Origin of the sequence: Nocardiopsis lambiniae, from assembly GCF_031845465.1 — a bacterium.
GTDB lineage: Bacteria > Actinomycetota > Actinomycetes > Streptosporangiales > Streptosporangiaceae > Nocardiopsis > Nocardiopsis lambiniae.
Genome location: NZ_JAVREP010000003.1, coordinates 333,028 through 357,080, shown reverse-complemented (window position 1 = coordinate 357,080; position 24,053 = coordinate 333,028). Strand labels below are relative to the sequence as shown.

Below are 24,053 nucleotides of genomic sequence, written 5' to 3'. Positions count from 1 at the left end.
AGGTCACGAGATACTGCATATTCCGACATAACGCCATGGAACGCCCGTAGTTCGCACGGCCAGGAAGGCACCGGAATCGGACGGAATCTCGTGTTAACGCCATCACCTCGACTACGCTGCGAAAGCGATGGCCCCTTACAACGATTCCCTCGGAACAGGAACACGGAACGGTAGGCCCACGGGTCGCGGAGCGGGAACCGGTGCGCTCGCCGGTGGCGCCCTCTTCGTGGGGCTGATCGCGCTGTGTGCCCTCGTCATCTCCTACAACGGCGTCTTCCGGCTCGCCGAGCACGGTGGCCACGAGGGTCACCCCCTCGCCCACGTGTTCCCGGTGATGTACACGTTGTTGCTGATCATGGCCTGCTGGGTCAGCTACCTGCTGCGCGAGGCCCCACCACGACGGCGTTCGTGGATCGACCTGGGATTGATCCCGCTGCTGGTGCTGTTCGCCGCCGTGATCATGGTGCTCAACAATCTGGAGCTGATCGAGCGGATCCCCCAGCGCGTCGCCAGCGTGATCGTGGCGGTCGCGCCGCTGGTGGCGCTCTTGATCGCGCTCCTGCTGTGGATGGCGGTCCGCGCCCACCTGCGCCGCCGCCGCACGGGCGGATCCCGGCCCGGACCGGCGAACGATCGGACCATGGTGCTGCACGGCCGCGCGGTGATGCCCGACGACCGGGACGCCGAGGACACGGACGAGGGACCGTCCTTGGAGGAGCGCCTACTGGCGTTCGGCGGCGGGTTCGAGCCGCGTACGGACCCGGAGTCGCAGGCTCCGGACACCCGCGTGCTCCCCGAAACCGAGATGCCCGAACCCGAACCGCCGGGCTCCCCGGACCCGGGTCCCGAGCCGTCCGCGATCCGTACCGGGTCCTCCGCGCCGACGCCGGTGGCCGCTCCCACCGAGGACGAGGACGAGGGTCCGGAGGCGTCGGTGCCCACCGTGCCGCTGCCGCGCCGCTCCCGGAGCGGGGACAACCCCATCAAGCAGGCCGCCGATCACCCGCCGCTGGCGCCCATCGCCTCCGCCGAGCCCGAACCCGAGCCCGAACCCGAACCGGCACCGGTCGCCGTGTCGGCGATGCCCGAAGCGCCGGAGGAGGTGGACGAGGGCTTCGAACACGATCCGTTGCCGGGCGACCCGGTCACCGACGAGGCGGAGGCGCCCGTGATCACGGCCGCGGCGGCCTCACCGAAGGACGAGGAGCCCGTCGGCCCCTCCGCCGCCGAGACCACCGAGACCACGGAGACCGCCGACGAGGGACCGGCACCAGAGGCCTGGGAACCCGGGGAGACCGACGGGACCGCGCTCCCCGGCCACGGGGACGCCCTCGGATCCGAGGCCGCTCTCGACGAGGGGCCCTCCCCCGACGCCCTCTGGGAACCGCCGACGGACGACGACACCGGTGCCTGGGCGCGCACCGACTACGTCCCCCCGGTCTGGACTCCCCCCGCCGACGACGACTCGACGGTCGACGCCCCGGTCGAGGTCCCCGCCCCCGCCCTGGACCACGACACCGGCCCCGCCGTGCGCGCGGCCTTCCGCATCCCCGACGATCCGATGGCCGCTTCCCGATCGGCGCTGTCGGACGATCTGCCCGACGACTCCCCCGTCTGGACGCCTCCCGTGGCCGAGGTGCGCCCGGCGGGCCCCGTCCCGGAACCGGCCGAGGACGGTCCTCGGCCCGGCCGCCCCGCATGGACCATGCCGTCCGGGCCGTCCGGTGCCGACCCCGACGACACCGCGGCACCTTCCGCGAGGCCCGCGCGCCCCGCCGACAGCGCTCCCGCCGAGACCGCCCCGATCGCACCCGAGGGACCGGCGTCCCCCTGGGACCACGACGGCCGGAACACCTCCGAGGCGCACCCCCGCTCGGGCGGCACCCGCGCCGCCGAACACACCGGCCCGGCCACGCCCGAAGAACCCGTGGAACCGGTGGATCCGATCCACTCCGCACGCGCCGAAGACGCCGGGGGCACCGGTGACGCCGACGAGGACACCCCCACCGGCTCCGGGCGTACCCGGCGCACGGCCTTCGTCGCCCCCGCCGTGCCGCCGGGCGCCGCACGACCGCGGGAGGACGACGCCGAACCGGACCGGGATCCCGTCCCGGAACCCGTCGAGGACCGCCGATCGCGACGTCCGTCGCCCTCTCCGACACCATGGGCGCCCGCCGAGCCGGAGGCCGTCACCGAGCGCCTGCGCAGGACCCCGGTGGAGAAGCGACCGATGGTGCTCAAACCGCCCCGGCCGCCGATGCCCGATTTCTCCTCCGGGCCGCCTTCACGGCGTGTGCGCAGCGAACCGCTCCGCCCCGACGAGTGACCTGACGGGCGGTCGGGAGAACGGACCGTGTGCGGGCCCGCGACCGGGCGACGGCGGGTACGTGGTCGCCGCCCGGCGGCGACCACGCTTCGACGGAGCCGCACCACCGGCGGGTCTTCACCCACCGTGTTCCTCTCGCTCTTCGCCCGTGTCCTCCCCGGGCCCCCGACCCCGTTCGGGGTCCGGCGGCACGTCCTCCGCGCCCGGAGGGACGCCGTTCACGTCCGTCGTGTCACCCCGTGTCCGTCGACGGCCGTGAGGCTCGTGTCCGGCTCAGGAGGGGGAGGGAAGGTCGGCCGCGCCATGACGAGAACGCCCCACGGCCGATGCCGTGGGGCGTTCTGGTTCTGGGGGTCCCGGGTTCTCCGGGGCCGTCACCCGGTGGGGACGCACAGGGCCGTGGCGATGGCCGCGATGCCCTCGCCCCGCCCGGTGAGACCCAGACCGTCGGTCGTGGTGGCCGACACGGTCACCGGTGCACCGACGATCGCCGTCAGCGTCTTCTCGGCCTCCTCGCGCCGTGGCGCGAACTTGGGCCGGTTGCTGATGACCTGCACCGCGACGTTGCCGATCTCGAATCCGGCCGCGCGCACGCGGGCGACCGTCTCGGTGAGCAGCTCGGCGCCCGAGGCGCCCTTCCACCGTGGTTCCGAGGTGCCGAAGTTGGACCCCAGGTCGCCCAGGCCGCACGCGGAGAACAAAGCGTCGCAGGCGGCGTGAGCGGCGACATCACCATCGGAATGTCCACTGACGCCTTCCTCCCCCGGCCATTCCAGACCGGCGAGAAAAAGTGTCCGTCCAGGAGAAAACGGGTGGACGTCCGTCCCGACGCCCACCCGAGGAATTTTCGTCATGAATTATGTGATTCCGCGACCGTGCTTCAGTTCGTGAGAACCTCGTCGAGGAGGGCTTCCGCCTTGTCCTCGTTGGTCTTTTCCGCAAGGGCCAGCTCGCTGACGAGAATCTGGCGCGCCTTGGCGAGCATGCGCTTCTCACCGGCGGAGAGTCCGCGCTCCTTGTCCCGGCGCCACAGGTCGCGAACGACCTCGGCGACCTTGTTGACATCGCCGGAGGCGAGCTTCTCCAGGTTGGCCTTGTAGCGCCTGGACCAGTTGGTGGGCTCTTCGGTGTGCGGCGCGCGCAGCACCTCGAAGACCTTGTCCAGGCCCTCCTGCCCCACCACGTCGCGAACGCCGACGTCCTCGGCGTTCGCGGCCGGCACGCGCACCGTCAGATCGCCCTTGTCGACCCTCAGAACGAGGTAGGCTCTGTCCTCGCCCTTAATGGTTCGAGTCTCGATCGCTTCAATACGAGCAGCCCCATGATGGGGGTAGACAACAGTGTCGCCGACCTTGAAAGCCATGTGACAGGTACCCCTTCCGCTACCACAAGGATACCATGAATCTGTGACTTAACGTACCTATTAGGTTTGCGAACACGCAGGTCAAGCCCCACTTTTTAGGGCTTGACAAAGTCTACCCGACGATGCAGGAGCAGCCGATCGGCGCAGGTCCGAGAGCCCTTCCGGCCCTTTAGCGGAAGGCGTTCGCGGCCTCTCCGCGGGGGTGGGGCGAAGCGCCCTGGGGCAGGCCGGGGCCGCCCGCGAAGAGATTCGTATCACCATACCCGGGCACTCGATCGACCCTCCCGTCACCGGCGTCGGGGTCGCCTCGCGGATCACCCCTCCGGCTCGTAGTCCTCTCGTCGTTCCCCCGTCACCATGTAGACGAGGTTGTCCGCGACGTGCACGGCGTGGTCACCGAAACGCTCGTAGAACCGCCCCACCAAAGTGACGTCCATGGTGGCCTCCACCCCGTACTCCCACCCCGGGGCGAGGATGCGCTGCAACAGCTTGCGGCGCAGCCGGTCCATCCTGTCGTCGTCCTTGTCCAGCTCCAGGGCCGTGTCCGGGTCGCGCTCGGTGATGACCTCTCCGGCCTTGGTCACCAGCATCTCCGCCTGGTGGCCCATCTCCAGCACGATCGAACGGAGCGGCTCGGGGATCGCCGAGTCGGGGTGCCTGCGGCGGGCGATCTTGGCCAGGTGAACGGCGTGGTCGCCCATCCGCTCCAGGTCACCGCGCATGTACAGCGAACTGATGATGGTGCGCAGGTCGGAGGCGACCGGCTGCTGCCGGGCCATCAGGCTGAACGCGGTCTCCTCGATCTCCTGGTCGAGTCGGTTGATCTTCTCGTCACCGGAGATGACCTCCTGGGCGGCGTCCAGGTCGCTGTCGAGCAAGGCCGTGGTCGCCCGGGCGACGGCGTGTCTGGCCAGTCTGGTCATCTCGACGAGGCGCTCACTCAGGCTGTCGAGATCCTCGTGGTACGTATCGCGCATGCTGTCAATGCTCCCAGTGGTTTTCTGAAGAGTCGGCCAAGAGTCGGTGAACGCTGAAAGAACCTCGCCCATGACACACACCCTGACCGGGTAAAGGTCCAGCCCGCACGTTTACGATCGAAACGTGCAAGGGGAACTTCTCGCCGCTCTGACCGGCATCATCGGACTCGTCACCGGCGTCGTCGTAGGCGTCCTCGCGGGCTCCTTCTTCCGAGCCGGAGCCGTGGAACGGCCGACGCCCGCTCCACAACGCAACGACGGCACCACACTGCCGCCGGGCATCGCCGAGGTCCTGTCCGCCCTCCCCTCGTCGGCCGTGGTCCTGGACTCCGCCGACCGGGTGCTGCGCGCCTCCTCGGCCGCCCGGGCCTTCGGAATCGTCCGTGGCGAGGAGTTGGTCATAGACGAACTCCTCGCGCTCGCCCGCCAGGTACGACGGGACGGCGTCATCCGCGAGACCGAGATCGAGGTGGCCGTGCGCAAGTTCGGCCCCGACGCGACGTCCTTCGCCGTGCGGGTGGCACCGCTGGGCGGCACCGGGTTGGTACTGGTGCTGGCGGAGGACCAGACCGAGCACCGGCGGGTGGAGGCGGTGCGCCGGGATTTCGTGGCCAACATCTCCCACGAACTCAAAACGCCGGTCGGTGCGTTGTCACTCTTGGCCGAAACCGTACAGGACGCCAGTGACGATCCCGAGGCCGTGCGACGGTTCACCGACCGTATGCAGACCGAGGCGTCGCGGCTGACCGCGCTCATCCAGGACCTCATCACGCTCTCGCGCATCCAGGGCGCGGAGCCGATGGCCGAGCCCACCCGGGTGGAACTGGGCGGGGTGGTCGAGGAGGCCCTGGACGCGTTGCGGATGCCCGCCGACGCCAAGGGCATCGAACTGGTGGGCAGCGGTGGCGAGGACGTCACCGTCCTGGGCGACGAGGGGTTGTTGGGCACCGCGCTGCGCAATCTCATCGCCAACGCCGTCTCCTACAGTCCCAAGAACACCCGGGTCGCCGTATCGGTCGCGTTGACGCGCAACACCATCGACATCAGCGTCACCGACCAGGGGATCGGCATCCCCCAGCAGGACCTGGAAAGGATCTTCGAGCGGTTCTACCGTGTGGACGCCGCTCGGAGCCGGGCCACCGGAGGTACCGGTCTCGGCCTGGCGATCGTCAAGCACATCATGACCCACCATCGTGGAGAAGTGACCGTGTGGAGCAAGGAGGGGTCGGGGTCGACGTTCACTCTTCGTCTGCCCAGACCCGAGGACCGGGGGCAGGACGCCGCCCGGAACAACGACCGTCAGGAGGCGGCACAGTGACTCGTGTACTCGTGGTCGAGGACGAGGAGTCCTACAGCGACGCCCTGTCCTACATGCTGCGCAAGGAGGGCTTCGAGGTCGCCGTGGCGCCCACCGGCACCGTGGCCCTGGAGACCTTCGACCGCACCGGCGCGGACCTGGTCCTGCTGGACCTGATGCTGCCCGGTCTGTCGGGCACCGAGGTGTGCCGGAGTCTGCGACAGAAGTCCAGCGTCCCCGTGATCATGCTGACCGCCAAGGACTCCGAGATCGACAAGGTCGTCGGTCTGGAGCTGGGCGCCGACGACTACGTGACCAAGCCCTTCTCCTCCCGTGAACTGGTCGCCCGGATCCGCGCCGTACTGCGCCGTCGGGGCGGCGAGGCCGGGGAGGACCCGGTGCTGCCCGCCGCCCTGGAGGCCGGTCCCGTCCGCATGGACGTGGAGCGGCACGTGGTGACGGTGCGCGGGGAGAACGTGCAGCTGCCCCTCAAGGAGTTCGAGCTGCTGGAGGTGCTGCTGCGCAACGCGGGGCGGGTGCTGACCCGGATGCAGCTCATCGACCGCGTGTGGGGCGCCGACTACGTGGGCGACACCAAGACCCTCGACGTGCACGTCAAGCGGCTGCGCGCGAAGATCGAGGACGACCCGAGCAGCCCGAAGTACATCGTCACCGTGCGGGGGCTGGGCTACAAGTTCGAGCCGGTCACCGCCGACGTCTGAGTCCCCCGAGGACCCCACCCCTCCTGTCCCGATCCACGGACCCCCGCGGTCCGCGGGTCGGGACTTCGCCGTCCCCGGCGGGCGTGGTCGAAGGCGTGGCCGACGCGGACGGGGGCCGATCCGCACCCGTCGTCCCCGGCGGGCGTGCCGGGGCGGGAACGGCTCCGGCGAACGGTGCCGGGAGGTCCGCCGGACCGGTGCGGTGACCGGTCGGGGACCGACCGATGACGCGAAGGGTCCGTTCCCGGTGTCGTGGTGACGCGCCGCGAGGCCGTGCGAGGCGGCTCAGACCTCCAGGAGGACGGTGAAGGGCCCCTCGTTGGTGAGGCCCACCGACATCCTCGCGCCGAAGACGCCCGTGGCGACGGTGGCGCCCAGGTCGCGCAGCTCCTTGACGACGGTGTCCACGAGGGGCTCGGCGACGGGTCCGGGCGCCGCCGCCTGCCAGGTGGGGCGGCGGCCCTTGCGGGCGTCACCGTAGAGCGTGAACTGGCTGACGACCAGCAGGGGCGCGCCGATGTCGGAGCACGATCGCTCGTCCTCCAGGATGCGCAGCGTCCACAGTTTGCGGGCCAGCCTGGCGGCGTCCGCCTCCGTGTCGGTGTGGGTCACGCCGACCAGGGCCATCAGCCCGGGCTCGGTGATCTCCCCGACCACCGCGCCGTCCACGGTCACCGACGCGTGCGACACCCGCTGCACGACCGAGCGCATGGGCCGTTCCTCCTTACCGGCGTTCCGAACGCTGGAACTGGTTGAGCACCCGCAACCGGCGGGTGTTGGTGATGATGCCGGTCAGCGACACCACGAACGCGCTGATGGAGTCGGAGAAGTCCTGGATCCGCCATTCGCGGGGACCGGTGTACCAGTGCAGGCCGTCTCCGGTCAGTTCCTCGGGGGTCAGATCGGTGAGGGCCGCCGAGGCCAGGAGGTCCGACCAGCGGTCGACGTCGTCGAAGATGACGGCGTAGGGCAGGTAGCGCGAGTACAGCTCGACCCGCTGCCCGGGCGGCGCGGTCTCGGCGCGCGGGCTGAGCAGGTAGTCCCGGAAGCCCATGGTGTGGGCGTAGACCGAGCTGCCCAGTTTGGTCTTGGCGGGCATGTACTGGGCGCCGGCCGTGATGGCGGCACCGGCGATGACGACGGCCAGGCCGGTGAAGGCGGCCGTGGTGAACACCGCCAGCAGGACGGTGAGGATCACCCCGAGGGCGGTGACCGCCATTCCGGCGGTGCTCCACAGGCCGCGCACCCGGCTGGGCGAGCGGACGAACCACTTGAGCCGCACCATGTCGCGGTACAGCTCCTCGCGGACCCGGTCGACGCGGGCCGGGAAGTCGGTGGAGAAGCCGGGGGCGCCCAGGCGGGAGAGGCGCACCGTGGGACGGTCTCCGAAGAGCGCGTCCAGGAGGAGCCATTCGGAGGGCAGCAGGGTCTCCTCCGCGGGCCCGTCCAGGCGGACCAGGCGCCAGTCGACGGAGGTGAAGTGCTCGTGCGGGAGCTCCTCCAGTCGGATGTAGCCGCGTACCGCCAGGTCCAGGACGGTGGCGGTGAGGTCGGCGATGTCGACCCGCTCGTCGATGAGCGTGCCGATCTGACCGGGGTGGACGTCGTCGGGCGGGGTGAAGCGCAATCGACCGTGCTCGCCCGTGGCGACGGGGGCGTGGTCCCCCTCGACGGCCTCTCGGCGCAGGGCCCGTTCGTCCCGGCCGCGGATCCGGATCAGGACGGTCAGGCCGCCGATGAGCACGACCAGCAGCACGCCGAAGACGCTCGCGGTGGCGGGGGTGACCTGGAAGGCGGAGGCCAGTGACCAGCGGCGGGTGAGGATGGGTTCGCCCTCGGCGGTGCCGGGCGGGTAGTTGACGACGATGTCCAGGCGGTCGTCGGGCTCCATGTCGGCCTGGAGGAAGTGGGCGACGGAGGACTCCGGGCCCATGTCGGAGGCGGTGCAGTACATGGCGCTGCGGGGTTCGCCCGCCAGGCAGGAGAGCGCCTCGGGGGGCATCGGGGCCATGACGGTGACGTCGGTGACCTCGACGGTGTGGCTGTAGGCGCCGATCGCGCGCCACTCCATCTGCACGCCCCGGGAGACCTCGCTGGCGGTGCCGCCGACCCGGTAGGTGAGCACGGCCTCGTCCAGACCGCGCGTGGGGATCTCCACCACGACCGCGCCGGCCCGGTGGTCGACCTCGGCGTCCAGGGTCCGGCCCTCGGTGTCGGTGACCCTCACCCCGCTGATCTCGAACCGGCGGTCGTGCTCGGTGTCGTAGAGCATCGTCTCGGTGAGGGCGCGGACGAACACCTCGGGGGCCTCCCCCTCGAAGCGGAGGGTCTCCTCGGCGTGCAGGACGCCCAGCGCGTCCAGTTCGAGGCTCACGGTGTTGGTGATCAGGGGGTCGTCACCGCTCCGGTGGCCGATGACGCTCGACCCCGCTGCCGGTACTGTGGTGGCCGGTGCCGCCACCGTCGCGGCGTGGGCCGCCCCCAGGGGCCCCGCGGCGAACGCCACCGGCAGCGAGGACAAGACGAGGAGGGCCGCCGCGATCGCGACGGCCGGGCGCCAGGAGCCGACCCACCACATGATGCGAGAGCCTATCCGGTCCCCCCGGGCGGCGATGCCCCCGGGCGGCCCGCGTACGACCACGTCATCCGCACGGGGACGTGGCCGGGGAGGGGCCCCGAGGTGAGACGCCCTCCTTCGCCCGAGGGCGAGTACTGGTCGGAGCGGCCCGGGTTCTTCCAGCGGATGGGGCTCGGGGTGTCGCTCTCCCTGGGCACCGGGCTGGCCGCGGTCGGGTTGACCGGTTTCCTGGCCATCTCCGCGATGATGCCGAGCGCGGACCCGGCGTGGTCCCATCCCGTGCCCCGGGGAGAACCGGTCATCGCGCAGGACGGCCGGGAGCCGATCGAGACCCCGGACGGCGGGTCACCGGGGTCGATGCTCACCGACAGCCCGCTGTACCGGGCGGGCGAGCTGGGTCAGGTGACCTGTGAGGCACCGGAGCTGGACGAGGAGGACCCCGAGTCCGTGGAGGCGTTCGTCCACGCGATCGCCGACTGCCTGGACCGGGCCTGGGGCGTCTACTTCGACGCCGCCGGGATGGAGTTCACCTCGCCCAACCGCGTGTACTGGCACACGGCCGGGAACAGCCCGTGCGGCGCGTTCCCGATGGAGGGCGCGGCGGCGTTCTACTGTCAGGCCAACCAGGGGTTGTACCTGGGGGTCGAGGACATCGTGGAGGCGTCGGGGGGCAGCGATCGGCCGGAGGCGTACACGTTCCTCATCAGCCACGAGTACGGGCACCACGTGCAGGGACAGTCGCGGATCCTCGCCGAGTTCCACTCGGCCCGGGCCGGGGTGCCGCGCACGGAGGCCGACGAGCTGACCCGGCGCAACGAGCTTCAGGCCAACTGCCTGGGCGGGGTGTTCGTGGGGGCCGCGGAGGAGCACCTGGGCTTCGGTCCGTCGGGTCGGGAGAATATCCTCGACGACGTCGGTCGACGGTCGGACCGGGGCCTGGGGCACACCCACGGCACGGCGGAGAACGGCCGGTTGTGGACCGCGCACGGAATGGACCGGGTGGATCCCGCGGCGTGCAACACGTGGGACGCCCCGGAGGACTTGGTGCGGTGAGGGTGCCGGCAGACGGATCGGCCCGGCCGATCCGGTGAGAACAGGGCGGTCAGGGGTGCAGGGTTCGGGTGAGGTGCCGGAGCACGCCCGGCGGGCACGGCGCACCGACCAGCGGGTCTTCACACTGGTGACCGGTCTCCTGGTGGCCCTCTTGGCGTTGACGCTCCTGTCGTGGACCACGGCCGGGGATCCGTCCGACGAGAGGGCGTCCGAGGCCCTTGAGGACTGGGGCGCCGACTCCGATGAGAAGTCGGGGTGGGGCCCCTCCGGCGGGGAGCGGTCGGGGCCGCTGCCGGGGATGGTCGAGGAGCCGGATCGGCCTTCGGGGTACGCCGCGCTGGTGGCCAACCCGCTGTACGGGACGGGACGCCTGAGCCCGCTGCCGTGTCCGGCCCCGGAGCTGGACGTGACGGACCAGGACTCGATGGAGGCCTTCCTCCACCGTATGGCCGACTGCCTGGACGACGCCTGGAGCACCCAGTTCGAGCGGGCGGGGATCCCCTTCACACCGCCGCAGCGGGTGTTCTGGGACGAGCCGGGGGCGAGCCCGTGCCGAACCTATCCGTCGCAGGCGGGGGCGTTCTACTGCCGGGCGAGCGCGAGCATCTACATCGGTACGGGCGACGTGGTGGAGAAGTGGAACGGGACCCGCAACGGCGCGGTGTACGTCTCGTTGCTGGCCCATGAGTACGGGCACCACGTGCAGGGCGAGTCGGGGCTGTTGGAGTACTACCACGAGCAGCGGCAGTTGGAGGAGGACGAGCGCGCGCGCAACTCCTGGACCCGGCGCAGCGAGCTCCAGGCCAACTGCCTGGCCGGGGCGTTCCTGGGGTCGGTGCGGGTGGGGTACCCGCTGACCGATGACGACCTGGAGACCCTGATCACCGACGCGAAGGCGACGGCGGACCGGGCGGACGGCCCGGAGGAGGAGCGCACGCACGGGTCGGCGGAGAACAGCGCGCGGTGGATGCTCACCGGCTGGGAGGAGCAGACGCCGGGCGCCTGCAACACCTGGGGCGTGGCGGACCTCTCCCTGGTGGAGTGATTCGAGGCCGGGGCGTTCTTCGGGCGAGGGACCGGCGTCGTCGGGGACCGGGCGGCGGGGTTTTCCACAGGCCGGGGACCGGCGCTGTCGCGCGGACACGGAGCGTGGCAGGATGCAGGCATGTCGGATCACACGGAGCCCCTCCGACCCCGCGTTCCCCCCTCCAGCGCCTCGATTCCCCTCCCCACCGTCTCCGACCCCGACGACGTGCCGGCGGCACCGTCGACGGCGACCGGGCGGGATCCGGGCGACGCCGGCCCGTCCACCCGGCACGATCGGGTGGAGTTGAGGGTGCACGGGGTCAGCGGCGGCCAGGCCGAGGAACTGCTGGACGTCGAGCCCGCCATGCGCGTGGGCGGTGACCGACTGGCCGGGTTCTTCCGGTGGCGGCGCGGCACCGACACCGAGACCGTGCCCGGGGTGCGGCGGGAGATCTTCGCCTGGGGCAACCTCACCTCCGGCAGCGCATCGCGCGCGTTCTGGCTTCTACTGCTTCCGTTCATGCTGGTCAACGTGGCCTACTGGATGCGCCCCGGGCGGGCGGGGCGTGATCTGCGCGGACCGGCGCGGGTGGCCGACAACGTCTACGGGGCCGGGGTCCGGTTGTTGGCGTTGTCCTTGACGGTGCTCATCACGGTGGCCGCCGCCGGGGTCGGGGTGGACCTGCTGGGCTGGCAGTGCGCCGCCGGACTGGGCGAGGAATGTGTGCGGGCCCGGCCCTGGTCGGCCTTCTGGGCCTCGCCGGAATCGGTGCTGTCGGCACCGGGGCCGGCCCTGGTGACGGGTGCGGTGGTCCCGTTGGCGGTGGTGGTGGTGCTGGGGCGGTTGTCGCGGCGCACGGCCGCCGACTACGAGATCGTCTCCTCCTCCGTGCCACCGGCCCACGATCCGCGGTCGCCGCTGAGCCACGTCGACTTCTGGCGCAACAGCGAGATCATGGCGCGGCTGCGGTCGGCGCACATCGCCATGGCGGTCGGGGTGCTGGCCGTACTGATCACGGTGCCGCCGCTGCTGCACGACCTGTCCGACGGCTCGCCGGGTCCCTGGGGTCCGGCACTGGCCGGTGCGCTGGGGGTGACCGTGCTGCTGAGCGCGGCGAGCGTGCTCGTACCCGGGGTGGATCCACTGTGGAACGCGCGGGCCGACCGGTTGTGCCGACTGCTGCGCGACATCACCCTGGTCTTGGCCGTGGCGACGGTCGTCTACGTGCTGTGGCCGCGGCCGGGGTGGGTGGCCGAGGGTCGGCTCCCCGGGCACGCGGCGGTGCTCAACACCCTGTTCACCGCCCAGGTGGCGCTGATCCTGGTGACGTTGGCCGCGGCGTTGGTGCTGTACACCGCCGACCGGGCGCACGACGGGGTGGCGATGAGGGGGATGGCCGGACCGGCCACGGCGGCGCTGGGCGCCCTGGCCGGCGGGGCGTTCTCGGCGGCGCTGGTGTACCAGGGCGCGCTGTGGCTGAGCGGGTGCGGGTCGCTGTCCGCGCCCGGGGCGGGATGTCTGCCGCTGGAGACCCCCACGATCTACTCATGGCTCCAGTTGGCGATCGCGCTGGAGGCGGTGTTGGTGGTCATCGTGGCGGGGCTGTTCACGATCCGATTGCGGCGGGACACGCGGGCGCACGTGGCCGGGGTGACCGAGGACTACGCCCGCAGCGTGCGCGACCGACGGACCTGGGACATCGCGCGGGCGCGGGCTCTGGGCCGGATGACGGAGGTGCTTCCGGCCGTGTTGACGGCTCTGCTGGTGCCGGCCGTGGTGCTGGGCGCTCTGGTGCTGTACTCGGTCATGTCCGGGCACCTGATGCCGGGTGGGCCGGAGCCGGCCGCGACGGCCGTGGCCGACCGGGTGCGGGTCCTCGCCCAGGGGGCGGTGTCGGTGCTCACCGGTGTCGGATCGCTGCTCGGCGGGGCCGCGCTCGTCGCCCTCATGTGGATCGGTCGCAGCGCCTATCGGGATCGGCCGACCCGGCAGGCGGTGGGCGCCCTGTGGGACGTGGGCACGTTCTGGCCGCGGGTGGCGCACCCGTTGGCGCCGCCGTCCTATGCGGAGCGGGCGGTGCCGCAACTGGTGGCCCGGGTGGCGCGGATGACCCGGGAGGGCACCGACGTGGTGTTGTCGGGGCACTCCCAGGGGTCGGTGTTGGCGGCGGCGACGGTGTGGCAGCTGCCCGACGACTGTCTGGGGCGGGTCGCGCTCATCACCCACGGCTCACCGCTGGACCGGCTGTACGCCCGCTACTTCCCGGGCTACTTCGGCCCGGGGCCCTTCGCCGACCTGTGCGACCGGGTCGCGGGGTGGCGCAACCTGTGGCGGATCACCGACGCGATCGCCGGTCCGGTGCGGGTGCGTTCCGGAGAGGGGATCGCGACGGTCGGACCGGCGGAGCCACTGCCCGATCCACGGTCCTACGACGCCCTCCCAGGGGAGGCGCGGCGTCCGGAGATCCTGGGTCACTCGTACTACACGGACGACCCCGCGTACTCCGGGGCGCTGCGCCGGACGCTCACGGAGCTGGAGGAGGCCTACCAGGGTCCGTAGGGGCCCTCGTTGCGGTCGCCGCTCACGCCCTTGACCGCGGGGCGGACGTCGAGCAGGAAGATGAGGGTGGCGACCAGGCACAGCAGGACGAAGATGGCGACGTTGAAGAACACGGCGAGTGCGGACAGGCCGGTGGCGACGCCGGTGAGGGTGACCCAGAGCTTCTTGGTCTGTTTGTCCATGATCTCGAAGGAGGACGCCGGGGTCCGTACCGCCTCGATCAACGCGTACAGACTGGCCACGAAGGTGACCAGGTAGATCAGCTGCCAGATCACAACACACTCCCGATGACGTTCGCGAACGGAGATCCGCCCGTTCTCCACCGTAAACGGATCAGGGGAGGAAATCGTGCCCCGACGGGAGCAGTGTCACACGGGTTCCGATCACATCGGGGCGGATCAGATCGGGATGTGCCACAGGCAGGTGACCGAGGCCAGCAGGAAGGCCGAGGCGCCCATGATGACGGCGCCCGCGTGGTACGGAAGCTCGTCGTCGGGTCGCAGCAGGCGGTTCACCCGGCGCATGACCTCGGGTTCGGTCTCCTGGACGGCGGCCATCGCCCCGGCGGGCACCGGCGCGGGTCCGGCGGCGCCGAACCGGAGCAGCGCCATGGCGAGTTCGCGGGAGGAGCTGGTGCGGCGCGCCTGGTCGTCGGCGCACATCTCGATGAGCAGGGCGACGCTCTCGTAGTAGGTGCGCACCAGCCGCACCTTGGGAAAGGCGCGTTTGAGAGAGGAGAACGGCAGCAGCACCAGGTCGTGGCGCTGGCGCAGGTGGGCGTGCTCGTGGGCCAGGACGGCCGCCAGTTCGCGCTTGTCCAGCACGGCGAGGGCGCCGGCACTGATGACCACCTGGGAGCGGAGTACGCCCGGAAGACAGTACGCGGCGGCGGCCGGGTGCTCGATGACCCGGGCGCCCGGAACGTCGGGGTGGTCGCTGGCGACGAGTTCGAGCAGGTCGTGGTGGCGTCGGCGGACCCGCACCACCTGCACGAAGGAGGAGACCAGACCGGAGAAGAGGACCAGTGTGAGCACGATCGCCAGGACCACGGCGACCAGGTGGCTCACGCCCTCCAGTCCCTGGGAGAGCTCGGCGAGGATGAGCTCACCGCTGAACAGATCCGTGGCCAGGGCCATGAGGCCGCCGGCCGCGCCCAGTCGGTACGAGGAGAGCCCGAAGGCCAGGAGCGCGCCGATCGTGGACACACCCCAGGCGAGGCCGAGTGCCTGCCAGGTGATCACCGCCGTGTAGGGCCCTCGGGAGGGCCACTTCGCGCGATGGAGCAGCGCCATCGCGATGAGACAGGAGACGGCGACGAGAGTGAGAAGGGCGGCACTGACCATACGGGTTAGTTCCTTGGCTGCTCGATTTCCGCGAGTGCGCGCCGGAGCGCTTCCGCCCCCTTGCCATCCATGGACTGGACGAAGGCGGCGAGGGCCGCGTCACGATCACCCGTCTGCCCGAGAGCGTCGAACATCAGCTCCGAGACGTAGGATTCCCGGCTGGCTGCCGGACGGTACCGCCACGCACGACCTTCGCGTGCCCGGGTGACGACCTTCTTCTTGGCCAGTCGGTCGAGCACGGTCATGACGGTCGTGTGGGCCAGATCCCGATCGGCGAGTTCCCTGCCGACCTCACGAACCGTCATTGGTTCATTTCGTGCCCACAGTACATCCATCACCGCGCGTTCAAGTTCGCCGAGCCGATTCATGTCATCGAGTCTACTTGCGGTCGTACTACACAGCGTCGTACCCCCACGTTAAATCGCCGTGTCCTTGGGGACAAGGGCTTTCGGCCCCCGAGCCGGCACCGAAGGGCACCCCGTCCCGCCTCTCGGACCGGAGGTGAACCGAGCCCTCGGCGGGCCGATTCACTTCTTCGCGAGCCCTCGGGCACCCCGGAATGCGATACTGCCGCCCGACCGTGGAGAGGACGGGGACATGGGCACCACACCGAGCGGCCGGATGGCCATCGTCAAGGGCGACATCACCGAGCAGCGCGTGGACGCCATCGTCAACGCCGCCAACGGCTCCCTGCTGGGCGGCGGCGGGGTGGACGGGGCGATCCACCGCAAGGGCGGCAGGGCGATCCTCGACGAGTGCCGAAAGCTGCGCGCCTCCCACTACGGCGGCGGCCTGCCCGCCGGTCGGGCGGTGGCGACCACCGCGGGCCTCCTGCCGGCCCGCTGGGTGATCCACACCGTCGGCCCGGTGTACAGCACGACCGAGGACCGGTCCGCCCTCTTGGCCTCCTGCTTCACCGAGTCGCTGCGCGTCGCCCACGGGCTGGGCGCGGAGTCGGTGGCCTTCCCGGCGATCTCCACGGGCGTCTACCGGTGGCCGATGGCCGACGCCGCCCGGATCGCCGCCGAGGCGCTGCGCACCGCCCCGTCACGGGTGCCGGAGATCCGCCTCGTGCTGTTCGACGACGCCGCGCCGGCGACCTTCCGGTCCGCGTTCGGCCCCGTCTGAACCCCCGTCACCGACCCGTTCCACGCGGTGGATCCGGATCGTCGGTGCCGCGCGGCGGGCGGGGAGGATCGGGTGCCGGAGGCAGGAGAGGGAGTCCGAACCCGGGTCAGGAACCGGGGGAGGCGATGGGCGGCGGGTAGTCGTCGGGGCCCAGGAGCGAATCCCACGGGGTGTGCGCGGCGCGACCGGGCAGTTCGGCCAGCTCGGGGACGTACCGGCGCACGTACACGCCCTCCGGGTCGAACCGCCGCGCCTGCCGGAGCGGGTTGAACGCCCGGTTGGGGCGGGTGTCGTTGCCGGTCCCGGCCACCCACTGCCAGTTGCCGTTGTTGTTCGCGACGTCCCCGTCCAGCAGGTGGTCGGCGAAGTGCTCCGCCCCGGCACGCCAGTGCACGCCCAGGGTGCGGGTGAGGAACGCGGCGGTGATCATGCGGGTGCGGTTGTGCATGAACCCCTCGCGCAGCAGTTGGCGCATGCCCGCGTCCACGATCGGCACTCCGGTGCGGCCCTCCTTCCACGCCTTCAGGGCGGCGGGGTCGTCGCGCCAGCGGGTGTCGCGGGGCCGATAGTCGCGGATGCCCATGTCGGGGAAGGCGGCGGTGACCTGGTGGTGGAAGTCGCGCCAGGCGAGTTGGCGGACGAACTCGGCCCCGCCGGGTTCGTCGCGGGCGAGCACCGCCGCCTCCAGCGGCGACAGGCAGCCGAAGCGGAGGTCGGCCGACAGGTGCGAGGTCGCCCCGGCGGGCAGGTCGTCGTGCCGGTCCGCGTAGTGGGCCAGACCGCTGTCGAGCCAGGAGCACAACCGTTGGCGGGCGGCCGTCTCCCCCATGGCGAGCGGTCGCTCGGCGAGGGAGCCGCGGCCCTCGTCCAGGCGCGCGGGGATCTTCCCGGGGTCCACCCCCTCGGGCGAGCGCACCTCGTCGGGCTCGGGGAGGACGGAGCGCCAGGGGTGCGCCTCCCAGGCCCGCAGGTAGGGGGTGAACACCTTGTAGTGGTCCCCGCTCGCGGGGGTGACGTCGCCGGGCGGCACCACGGTCAGTCCCGGGTGGGAGACCACGCGCAGCCCCGCCTCGCGCAGACGCTCGGCCCGGTTCGTGGCGGTGCGGGTGACGCCCTCGGTGACGTGGACGGTGTCGGCCCCCGTCTCCCGGGCCAGGGCGGCGACCTCGGTCACGGTGTCGCCGTGCCGTACGACCAGGTCCCCGCCGAGGGAGCGCAGGCCATCGCGGAGGTCGTTGAGGATGTCGAGCAGGGCGCGTACCCGGTTGCGGGCGGACCGGCGCAGCAGCGCGGGATCCAGGACGAAGACCGGGAGCACGGTCTCCCCTTCGCGCGACGCCGCGTGGAGGGCCGGGTGGTCGTGCAGGCGCAGGTCCTGGGTGAACAGGACGATGGTGTGTGCCATGACACACCATCCTCTCACCCTTGGTGCGACGAATGACACCGTGAGTGGCGCGTATCGCCCCGACGGAGGGTCGAGCGCGGGAACGGGTAAGGGAAGAGCATGAACACTCTCACTCCAGAGACGGAGAAGACCGAGGTCAGGCCGCGCTTGGGCGCCTCCAGCTGCCTGTTGGGCGTCCCCGTCCGGTACAACGGCGGTCATTCCCGGTATCGCTTTCTCACGGACGAACTCGACCGGTACGTGGAGTGGACGGAGGTGTGTCCGGAGGCCGAGATCGGCCTGGGCACGCCGCGCCCGACCCTGCACCTGCAACGCCGCGGCGAGGCGGACCGGGTGATCTCCAGCGGTGACGGCTCCGACCGCACCGACGAACTGGCGGGGATCGCCGATGCCCGACTGGCCGAACTGAGCGGCCTGGACGGGTACGTGCTCAAGAACAAGTCGCCCAGCTGCGGGCTGCTGGCCCTGCCGGTGTTCAACGAGGACAAACAGCGCGTGGACGGCAAGGGCCGGGGGGCGTTCGCCGGCCGCCTCACCGAACTGCTGCCCGAGCTGCCCGTGGAGGAGCAGGGGAGGTTGTCCGACCCGGCGCTGCGCGAGGCGTTCGTGGAACGGATCTTCGCCCATGCCCGCCTGCGGGAGCTGTGGGAGGCGTCGTGGCGTCCCCGCGACCTGGTGGACTTCCAGACCCGGCACAAGCTCCAGCTGATGGCCCATTCCCCGGAGGGGTACCGGGAGACGGGGCGGATCGCCGCGCGCGCCGGGTCGGAGGACCGGGAGGGCACCAGGCGGGACTACACCGAGGCGTTCTGCAAGGCGATGGCCACGCGGACCAATCGGGGCCGGCACGCCAACGCCCTTCAGCACGCCTTCGGGATGATCGGCGACGGACTGGACGACGTGCGCAGGCACGATCTGCTCGCGGCGATCGAGGACTACCGCGAGGAGCGGGCGCCGCTGAGCCTGCCGGTGGCGCTGCTGCGCCACCACGGGGCGGCGGACGGCCCGGACTGGTTGCGGCAGCAGACGTACCTGCGTCCCTACCCGGACGACCTGCGTTTGAGGCATGCCTTGGCGGTGTGACGGATAGGGGAATTCCCTGTACGAAGAAAACACGGATGACTACAATGAGTGACATCCCTGATTCTTCGACAGGGTGTTCCCTGACTCCCGACCCCTCCCGAGGTCACCGGTGTTCACCACGTTCTCCCGGCGTGCCTTCGTGCTCGTCTCCTCCGGCATGGTCATCATGGCCGCCGCCGCGCTCGGCACGCTGCCCCCCGAGGGGCTCGCCGAGCGGCTCGGCGCCCACCTCGGCCCCGATCCCGCCCTGACCACCGCCGCGGTCCGGCTGCCCCAGGACGGAAGCCTTCCGGCTCCGCTCCCCCGCCCCGGGCAGGTCTCCACCTGCGTCCAGTCGGGGCCGACCGAGGTCGTGACCGTACCCGACGAGACCGCGCCCGGCGGCGAACGGGAACTGTGGGTGCGCAGACCGCCCGGCCCCGACAGCGCCGACCTGCCCGTCCTGTACCTGCTGCACGACGGAGATCACCGCACCGCCGTGGACGAGGAGGCGCGGAGCGCGCTGGACCGGGAGATGTGCCGTACCGGGGTGGAGTTCGTCGTCGCCGTCCCCGAACGGGTCTCCGGGGAGCCCGGCGTGCTCACCCGGGCCGTCGTGCGCGCGGTCGAGGGCGGCCGTGAGCGCCCCCGCACCCTGCGCGCCGTCGGCGGCACCGGTGGCGCGGCACCGGCGGCGGTGGCCTCGCCGTCGGTCGCGCAGACCGTGCTCTGGAACCCCGAGGGGACGGAGGTCGCCACGGCCGAGGCGACGAGGGTCCTGCTGGTCGGCGGCGACGTCGACGGCATGGCGGGCGTCCTCTCGGACCTCGGTATGACGGTCACCACCCGCTCCTCGGACGAGGATCACGCCACCGATCCGTGGGGGCCCTCATTGCCGGAGGCCATGGACTTCCTGGTGTCCGGATGGGCCACTACACCCTAGATCCGAGCCCGTCAACACCCACACCCCTGGGATCATCCGCTCGGGAACACTGTGTACCTTCGTCGCTGTTGACGACAGACGTGTGCACACGACCTGGAGGGCCCGGCGGTGTCTGGAATCGTTCCCGTGGGAGGGCCGGCGGCGTTCCCGTCCCGTGTGGCGACGGTCAGCCTCCACACCTCTCCGCTGGACCAGCCGGGCACCGGTGACGCCGGCGGACTCAACGTCTACGTGGTCGAGGTGGCCCGGCGCATGGCCGAACGCGGTGTCGCCGTGGACGTGTTCACCCGGGCGACCTCCCCCGACCTGCCCCCGGTCGTCGAACTCGCCCCCGGGGTCTCCGTCCGCCACCTGGCCGCCGGACCCTACGGTCACCTGGACAAGAACACCCTGGCCGAGTACCTGTGCCCGTTCATCTTCGGGATGCTGCGCACCGAGGCGCGCGGCGAGCCCGGCCGCTACGACCTCGTGCACGGCCATTACTGGCTGTCCGGCAAGGCCGGGGTGTCGGCCGCCCGCCGCTGGGGCGTGCCCATGGTGCAGTCGATGCACACCATGGCGCGGGTGAAGAACGCCGCCCTGGCCGAGGGCGACCTGCCCGAACCCGACGCCCGCGTGCGCGGCGAGGACCAGCTCGTGCACCAGGCGGACCGGCTCATCGCCAACACCGACGACGAGGCCCACCAGCTCAAGGAGCACTACGGGGCCCGGGACCCGCAGATCAGCGTGATCCCGCCCGGGGTCGACCTGGACGTGTTCACGCCGGGCTCCCGACGCGCCGCCCTGGAGCGGATCGGCCTGGCTCCGGACACGGAACTGCTGCTGTTCGTGGGCCGGGTGCAGCGGCTCAAGGCTCCCGACGTGCTCATCCACGCCGCCGCCCGACTGCTCGAACGCGACCCGTCGCTGCGCTCGCGGCTGGTGGTGGGCGTGGTCGGCGGCCTGTCCGGCGCCGGCATGCGCGAACCCCGGCTCCTGGCCGACCTGGCGCGTTCGCTGGGGGTCGCCGACGTGGTCCGGATGGAACCGCCGCAGTCGCGCGAACGGTTGGCCGACTACTACCGGGCGGCGACGGCGACGGTCGTGCCGTCCCACTCCGAGTCGTTCGGGCTGGTCGCGGTGGAGTCGCAGGCCTGCGGCACCCCGGTGGTGGCCGCCAAGGTCGGCGGGTTGACCACGGCCGTCGCGGGAGACCGGTCGGGGATCCTGGTGGAGGGGCACGACCCGGCCGACTACGCGTCGGTGCTGCACCGGTTGATCGCCGAGCCGGCCTGGCGTGCGAGGCTGGCGAAGGCGGCCCCGGTCCACGCCGCCACCCTGGGCTGGGACCGGACCGTGGACGAACTGCTCGACGTGTACCGCGAGAGCATCACCCCGTACGCGATGCCGACGGGGTTGCCGCTGGCCGCCGCGCGCTGACGCGCGGCGGGGGAACGGGAGGGACGGGACGAAGTGGGAGAACGAACCGCGCGTGCGGCGGCGATCGAGACGATCGCCTTCGCGGTGGCCGAGGCCGACCTGGAGACGGAGCGACCCCGCGAGGAGTCGTTCCTGGTGACCCTGCCGGGCAAGGCCAAGATCAAGACCCTGGTGTGGCTGGAAGTGGGACCGCACAGTCTGACCCTCACCTCGTTCTTCTGTCGGCAGCCCGATGAGAACCACGCGGAGTTCTACCTGTGGTTGATGCGCCGGAACTCCGACATGTACGGGATGGCGTTCGCCGCCGACGAGGTCGGTGACGTGTACATCCGGGGACGGCTGCCCCTGGAGGGGGTCACCCCGGACGAGGTCGACCGGCTCCTCGGCTGTGTGCTCACCTACTCGGACGAGAACTTCAACGGCGCTCTGGAGCGAGGGTTCGCGTCGGCGATCCGCAAGGAGTGGCGGTGGCGGGCCGAGCGCGGTCACGACATGCGCAACCTCCGCGCGTTCGCGCACCTGGCGCCGGAGGGTCACCTGGGCTGACACCGCCGGAGGCGGCGGGGACGCGTCCGGGTTCCCTGACGGGGCGGAGGAGACACGAGGGCCGTCGGCCGCGGGTCGCCCGTCGGGGGTGAGGGACCGGGCCGGAGCGAGGCGGGGAGCCCGAGAGAGCACGGCTCCGAGGAGTCGCCCCCGGGCCGGTCCCCGTTCACCGCCAGGCACTAGGCTCTTCCTCATGGGAACTCTGGTACTGCTTCGACACGGTGAGAGTGTCTGGAACGCGAAGGGCCTGTTCACCGGGTGGGTGGACGTGGACCTGTCGGCCACGGGCGAGGACGAGGCCCGCCGGGGCGGCGAACTGCTCAAGGAGGCCGGTGTCACGCCGGACATCCTGCACACCTCGCTGCTCAAGCGCGCGATCCGCACCGCGAACCTCGCGTTGGAGACCGCCGACCTGCACTGGCTGCCGGTCCGGCGCACCTGGCGGCTGAACGAGCGCCACTACGGCGCCCTCCAGGGCAAGGACAAGGCGCAGACGCGCGACGAGTACGGCGAAGAGCAGTTCATGACCTGGCGTCGTTCCTACGACACCCCGCCGCCTCCGATCGCCGACGACGACCCCTACTCCCAGGCCGGGGACGCCCGCTACGCGAACCTGCCGCCGGAGCTGCTGCCGCGCACCGAGTGCCTCAAGGACGTGCTCGACCGGGCGCTGCCGTACTGGTACGACGAGATCGTCCCGGATCTGGCCGCCGGCAGGACGGTCCTGGTGACCGCGCACGGCAACTCGCTGCGCGCGCTGGTCAAGCACCTGGACGGGATCGGTGACGACGCGATCGCCGGACTGAACATCCCGACGGGCATCCCGCTGGTCTACGAGCTGGACGACGCGTTCGAGCCGAAGACGGCGGGCGGCACCTACCTCGACCCCGAGGCCGCCAAGGCCGCCATCGAGGCGGTCGCCAACCAGGGCAAGAAGTAACCCCCGAGCGTTTCCGTGCCCGTACCGCCGTCGGCGGTACGGGCACGGTCGTGCCGGGGGCCGGTGTCTCAGTAGACCAAGGGCTTGGCGCCCTCGGCGACGACCTCCTCGACGAAGGCGGCGGCGCCCGCGATGCGCGCCCCCTCGACGAGGTCGGCCTCGGTGAGGTCGCGTCGGGCCGCGCACTGGGTGCACACGGTCACCGTGCCGGCGGCCAGGACGGCGGCCAGCAGGTCGGCCAGGGGGGCGGCGTGCGGGAGGGTGAACTCCTCAGCGCGTCCGGGGACGGCGAACCAGGCGGCCTCACCGGTCAGCCAGAGGGAGACGGGCACCCCCGAGACCACGGCGGTGGCGGCGACGGTGAAGGCCTGGTTGCAGCGTTCGGGATCATCGGCACCGACCGTGACCTTGATCACCAGGGAAGCGGACATAGCGGTCAGCCTATCGGCGGAGGGTCACAGCCCCAACAGGACCAGGAGGATTCCGGAGAGGGCGCACACCACGCAGGCGACGTTGAGCAGCAGGGCCTCGCGGCGGCGGGGGGAGGTGTGATCGGTGCGGTCGGCGACGCCGTGCTCGACGGTCAGTGAGCCGTCCCGGGGGGCGGTGAGGACGATCCGGCCGTCCCGCTCGCTCAGTTCCCCGGTGACGCGCACCCGAGAGCCGGGGCGCACGACCCACTCGCGGTACTCGAACTCGATGGTCTCGCCCCGGAAGACGCCCGAGATGCGGCCCCGTACCCGGGGGAGCAGATCGTCGGCGGGCGAGGCGACACCGGGCTGGGGGCGGCCCACCACGCGCTTGAGGCACAGTTCCGCGTCGCGCACGCGAGGGGCGTCGCGGGGGTCGACGAAGATCCGGTCGCCGTCGAGCCGCCGGCCCTCGGCGACCAGGCCGAACAGCTCCTCGGAACCGTAGTCGGCGATGGAGTCGCAGGTGCGCTCCTGCACCGCGCCGTCCCGCTGGAGGGGGATGTAGTGGCGCAGCACCTCGTGACCGTGCCAGACGCACTCCACCCCGGCCAGGCCGGAGGTGACCGCACCGGCGGGTCCGGGGGCGGCGACACCGGTGAGCGTGACGCGCTGGCCGGTCCGGGCGGCCAGCGCCGCCGGTTCGATCCGGGCCAGCCCTTGTTGACGCCGCCATCGCCGCAGGCCCAGGATCGCGACCGGGAGCAGGACCAACGCGATCACGAGCAGCACAGAACCGATCACCAATAACACAGGCCGCCCCTTTGACGCGCTTCGGAGATGGGGACGCGGGCGGGTCGACACACCCCGGGGACCGCACACCGCGTCGATCACCATCTTTACCAGTTCTCCGAGAAAGCGGGGCCAATTGGGCATGTCCAGTCCACCACCCCGG

Annotated in this window: 23 protein-coding genes; 12 read left to right on the top strand and 11 right to left on the bottom strand. The window is 71.5% G+C overall.

Annotated elements, in window-relative coordinates; all coding sequences use genetic code 11:
• Window positions 1-226: 226 nt before the first annotated feature.
• Window positions 227-2,326, top strand: coding sequence for a DUF2637 domain-containing protein (locus RM479_RS07645; RefSeq protein WP_311511006.1), 2,100 nt, complete (start codon window positions 227-229; stop codon window positions 2,324-2,326).
• Between the two features lie 374 nt (window positions 2,327-2,700).
• Here RM479_RS07645 and ispF read toward each other — a convergent pair whose 3' ends face one another.
• The 3 genes from ispF to phoU all read right to left on the bottom strand — a co-directional run bounded on the left by ispF (window position 2,701) and on the right by phoU (window position 4,666).
• A complete protein-coding gene (gene ispF / locus RM479_RS07640) occupies window positions 2,701-3,180 on the bottom strand; it encodes a 2-C-methyl-D-erythritol 2,4-cyclodiphosphate synthase (protein ID WP_311511005.1) in 480 nt (159 codons plus the stop codon).
• A 26-nt stretch (window positions 3,181-3,206) separates the two neighbouring features.
• Window positions 3,207-3,689 carry a CarD family transcriptional regulator gene (locus tag RM479_RS07635; protein ID WP_274808417.1) on the bottom strand — a complete coding sequence of 161 codons (483 nt, stop codon included), beginning with the start codon at window positions 3,687-3,689 and terminating at the stop codon, window positions 3,207-3,209.
• A 314-nt stretch (window positions 3,690-4,003) separates the two neighbouring features.
• On the bottom strand, window positions 4,004-4,666 hold the full coding sequence (gene phoU / locus RM479_RS07630) for a phosphate signaling complex protein PhoU (protein ID WP_311511004.1): 663 nt from the start codon (window positions 4,664-4,666) through the stop codon (window positions 4,004-4,006).
• Window positions 4,667-4,790: 124 nt separating this feature from the next.
• Between phoU and RM479_RS07625 the strand changes: the two genes are divergently transcribed.
• Both RM479_RS07625 and RM479_RS07620 read left to right on the top strand, forming a co-directional pair.
• Window positions 4,791-5,984, top strand: a complete 1,194-nt coding sequence (locus tag RM479_RS07625; protein ID WP_397221579.1) for a sensor histidine kinase — start codon at window positions 4,791-4,793, stop codon at window positions 5,982-5,984.
• Window positions 5,981-6,685, top strand: a complete 705-nt coding sequence (locus tag RM479_RS07620; RefSeq protein ID WP_274808420.1) for a response regulator transcription factor — start codon at window positions 5,981-5,983, stop codon at window positions 6,683-6,685. Before RM479_RS07625 ends, RM479_RS07620 begins: the two co-directional genes overlap by 4 nt.
• A 285-nt stretch (window positions 6,686-6,970) precedes the next feature.
• Here RM479_RS07620 and dtd read toward each other — a convergent pair whose 3' ends face one another.
• Window positions 6,971-7,396 carry a D-aminoacyl-tRNA deacylase gene (gene dtd / locus RM479_RS07615; RefSeq protein ID WP_311511003.1) on the bottom strand — a complete coding sequence of 142 codons (426 nt, stop codon included), beginning with the start codon at window positions 7,394-7,396 and terminating at the stop codon, window positions 6,971-6,973.
• Window positions 7,397-7,409: 13 nt separating this feature from the next.
• On the bottom strand, window positions 7,410-9,263 hold the full coding sequence (locus tag RM479_RS07610; RefSeq protein WP_311511002.1) for a DUF2207 domain-containing protein: 1,854 nt from the start codon (window positions 9,261-9,263) through the stop codon (window positions 7,410-7,412).
• A gap of 165 nt (window positions 9,264-9,428) precedes the next feature.
• Here RM479_RS07610 and RM479_RS07605 point away from each other — a divergent pair, with 165 nt between their 5' ends.
• The 3 genes from RM479_RS07605 (at window position 9,429) to RM479_RS07595 (ending at window position 13,902) form a co-directional block, all read left to right on the top strand.
• Window positions 9,429-10,316, top strand: coding sequence for a neutral zinc metallopeptidase (locus RM479_RS07605; RefSeq protein WP_311511024.1), 888 nt, complete (start codon window positions 9,429-9,431; stop codon window positions 10,314-10,316).
• Window positions 10,317-10,389: 73 nt separating this feature from the next.
• Window positions 10,390-11,361: a neutral zinc metallopeptidase gene (locus tag RM479_RS07600; RefSeq protein ID WP_311511001.1), complete on the top strand. Its 972-nt coding sequence runs from the start codon at window positions 10,390-10,392 to the stop codon at window positions 11,359-11,361.
• 120 nt (window positions 11,362-11,481) lie between these two features.
• Entirely contained in the window at window positions 11,482-13,902 is a 2,421-nt protein-coding gene (locus tag RM479_RS07595; protein ID WP_311511000.1) for a hypothetical protein, read from the top strand.
• On the opposite strand, the gene RM479_RS07590 is transcribed toward RM479_RS07595, so the two are convergent.
• The 3 genes from RM479_RS07590 to RM479_RS07580 form a co-directional block, all read right to left on the bottom strand.
• Complete coding sequence (locus tag RM479_RS07590) at window positions 13,887-14,177, bottom strand: DUF2516 family protein (RefSeq protein WP_274808425.1); 291 nt, start codon at window positions 14,175-14,177, stop codon at window positions 13,887-13,889. The two genes, RM479_RS07595 and RM479_RS07590, sit on opposite strands and share 16 nt — an antisense overlap.
• Window positions 14,178-14,300: 123 nt before the next feature.
• Complete coding sequence (locus tag RM479_RS07585; protein WP_311510999.1) at window positions 14,301-15,245, bottom strand: M56 family metallopeptidase; 945 nt, start codon at window positions 15,243-15,245, stop codon at window positions 14,301-14,303.
• Between the two features lie 5 nt (window positions 15,246-15,250).
• The gene (locus tag RM479_RS07580) at window positions 15,251-15,613 is read right to left on the bottom strand and encodes a BlaI/MecI/CopY family transcriptional regulator (RefSeq protein ID WP_274808427.1); all 363 of its coding nucleotides are present in this window, start codon (window positions 15,611-15,613) and stop codon (window positions 15,251-15,253) included.
• Between the two features lie 229 nt (window positions 15,614-15,842).
• Here RM479_RS07580 and RM479_RS07575 point away from each other — a divergent pair, with 229 nt between their 5' ends.
• Complete coding sequence (locus tag RM479_RS07575) at window positions 15,843-16,373, top strand: O-acetyl-ADP-ribose deacetylase (RefSeq protein WP_311510998.1); 531 nt, start codon at window positions 15,843-15,845, stop codon at window positions 16,371-16,373.
• A gap of 106 nt (window positions 16,374-16,479) precedes the next feature.
• On the opposite strand, the gene RM479_RS07570 is transcribed toward RM479_RS07575, so the two are convergent.
• Entirely contained in the window at window positions 16,480-17,778 is a 1,299-nt protein-coding gene (locus tag RM479_RS07570) for a cryptochrome/photolyase family protein (protein ID WP_311510997.1), read from the bottom strand.
• A gap of 99 nt (window positions 17,779-17,877) precedes the next feature.
• Between RM479_RS07570 and RM479_RS07565 the strand changes: the two genes are divergently transcribed.
• The 5 genes from RM479_RS07565 to RM479_RS07545 all read left to right on the top strand — a co-directional run bounded on the left by RM479_RS07565 (window position 17,878) and on the right by RM479_RS07545 (window position 22,688).
• Complete coding sequence (locus RM479_RS07565) at window positions 17,878-18,861, top strand: YbgA family protein (RefSeq protein ID WP_311510996.1); 984 nt, start codon at window positions 17,878-17,880, stop codon at window positions 18,859-18,861.
• Between the two features lie 109 nt (window positions 18,862-18,970).
• On the top strand, window positions 18,971-19,783 hold the full coding sequence (locus tag RM479_RS07560) for an esterase (RefSeq protein WP_311510995.1): 813 nt from the start codon (window positions 18,971-18,973) through the stop codon (window positions 19,781-19,783).
• A gap of 108 nt (window positions 19,784-19,891) precedes the next feature.
• Window positions 19,892-21,202, top strand: a complete 1,311-nt coding sequence (gene mshA / locus RM479_RS07555) for a D-inositol-3-phosphate glycosyltransferase (protein ID WP_311510994.1) — start codon at window positions 19,892-19,894, stop codon at window positions 21,200-21,202.
• 33 nt (window positions 21,203-21,235) lie between these two features.
• Window positions 21,236-21,748, top strand: coding sequence for a YbjN domain-containing protein (locus RM479_RS07550; protein ID WP_311510993.1), 513 nt, complete (start codon window positions 21,236-21,238; stop codon window positions 21,746-21,748).
• 193 nt (window positions 21,749-21,941) lie between these two features.
• On the top strand, window positions 21,942-22,688 hold the full coding sequence (locus RM479_RS07545) for a phosphoglyceromutase (RefSeq protein WP_311510992.1): 747 nt from the start codon (window positions 21,942-21,944) through the stop codon (window positions 22,686-22,688).
• A 68-nt stretch (window positions 22,689-22,756) separates the two neighbouring features.
• On the opposite strand, the gene RM479_RS07540 is transcribed toward RM479_RS07545, so the two are convergent.
• A complete protein-coding gene (locus RM479_RS07540; RefSeq protein ID WP_311510991.1) occupies window positions 22,757-23,119 on the bottom strand; it encodes a DsrE family protein in 363 nt (120 codons plus the stop codon).
• A gap of 24 nt (window positions 23,120-23,143) precedes the next feature.
• Window positions 23,144-23,911, bottom strand: a complete 768-nt coding sequence (locus RM479_RS07535; RefSeq protein ID WP_311510990.1) for a GIDE domain-containing protein — start codon at window positions 23,909-23,911, stop codon at window positions 23,144-23,146.
• Window positions 23,912-24,053 lie beyond the last annotated feature (142 nt).

Excerpts from the sequence above, each read along its gene's own strand:
- RM479_RS07635 (WP_274808417.1), bottom strand. The coding sequence starts at position 3,689 with ATGGCTTTCAAGGTCGGCGACACTGTTGTCTACCCCCATCATGGGGCT.
- RM479_RS07565 (WP_311510996.1), top strand. The coding sequence starts at position 17,878 with ATGAACACTCTCACTCCAGAGACGGAGAAGACCGAGGTCAGGCCGCGC.
- RM479_RS07545 (WP_311510992.1), top strand. The coding sequence starts at position 21,942 with ATGGGAACTCTGGTACTGCTTCGACACGGTGAGAGTGTCTGGAACGCG.
- RM479_RS07610 (WP_311511002.1), bottom strand. The coding sequence starts at position 9,263 with ATGTGGTGGGTCGGCTCCTGGCGCCCGGCCGTCGCGATCGCGGCGGCC.
- RM479_RS07605 (WP_311511024.1), top strand. The coding sequence starts at position 9,429 with ATGGGGCTCGGGGTGTCGCTCTCCCTGGGCACCGGGCTGGCCGCGGTC.
- RM479_RS07575 (WP_311510998.1), top strand. The coding sequence starts at position 15,843 with ATGGGCACCACACCGAGCGGCCGGATGGCCATCGTCAAGGGCGACATC.
- RM479_RS07595 (WP_311511000.1), top strand. The coding sequence starts at position 11,482 with ATGTCGGATCACACGGAGCCCCTCCGACCCCGCGTTCCCCCCTCCAGC.
- dtd (WP_311511003.1), bottom strand. The coding sequence starts at position 7,396 with ATGCGCTCGGTCGTGCAGCGGGTGTCGCACGCGTCGGTGACCGTGGAC.
- RM479_RS07570 (WP_311510997.1), bottom strand. The coding sequence starts at position 17,778 with ATGGCACACACCATCGTCCTGTTCACCCAGGACCTGCGCCTGCACGAC.
- RM479_RS07585 (WP_311510999.1), bottom strand. The coding sequence starts at position 15,245 with ATGGTCAGTGCCGCCCTTCTCACTCTCGTCGCCGTCTCCTGTCTCATC.
- ispF (WP_311511005.1), bottom strand. The coding sequence starts at position 3,180 with ATGACGAAAATTCCTCGGGTGGGCGTCGGGACGGACGTCCACCCGTTT.
- phoU (WP_311511004.1), bottom strand. The coding sequence starts at position 4,666 with ATGCGCGATACGTACCACGAGGATCTCGACAGCCTGAGTGAGCGCCTC.
- RM479_RS07580 (WP_274808427.1), bottom strand. The coding sequence starts at position 15,613 with ATGAATCGGCTCGGCGAACTTGAACGCGCGGTGATGGATGTACTGTGG.
- RM479_RS07540 (WP_311510991.1), bottom strand. The coding sequence starts at position 23,119 with ATGTCCGCTTCCCTGGTGATCAAGGTCACGGTCGGTGCCGATGATCCC.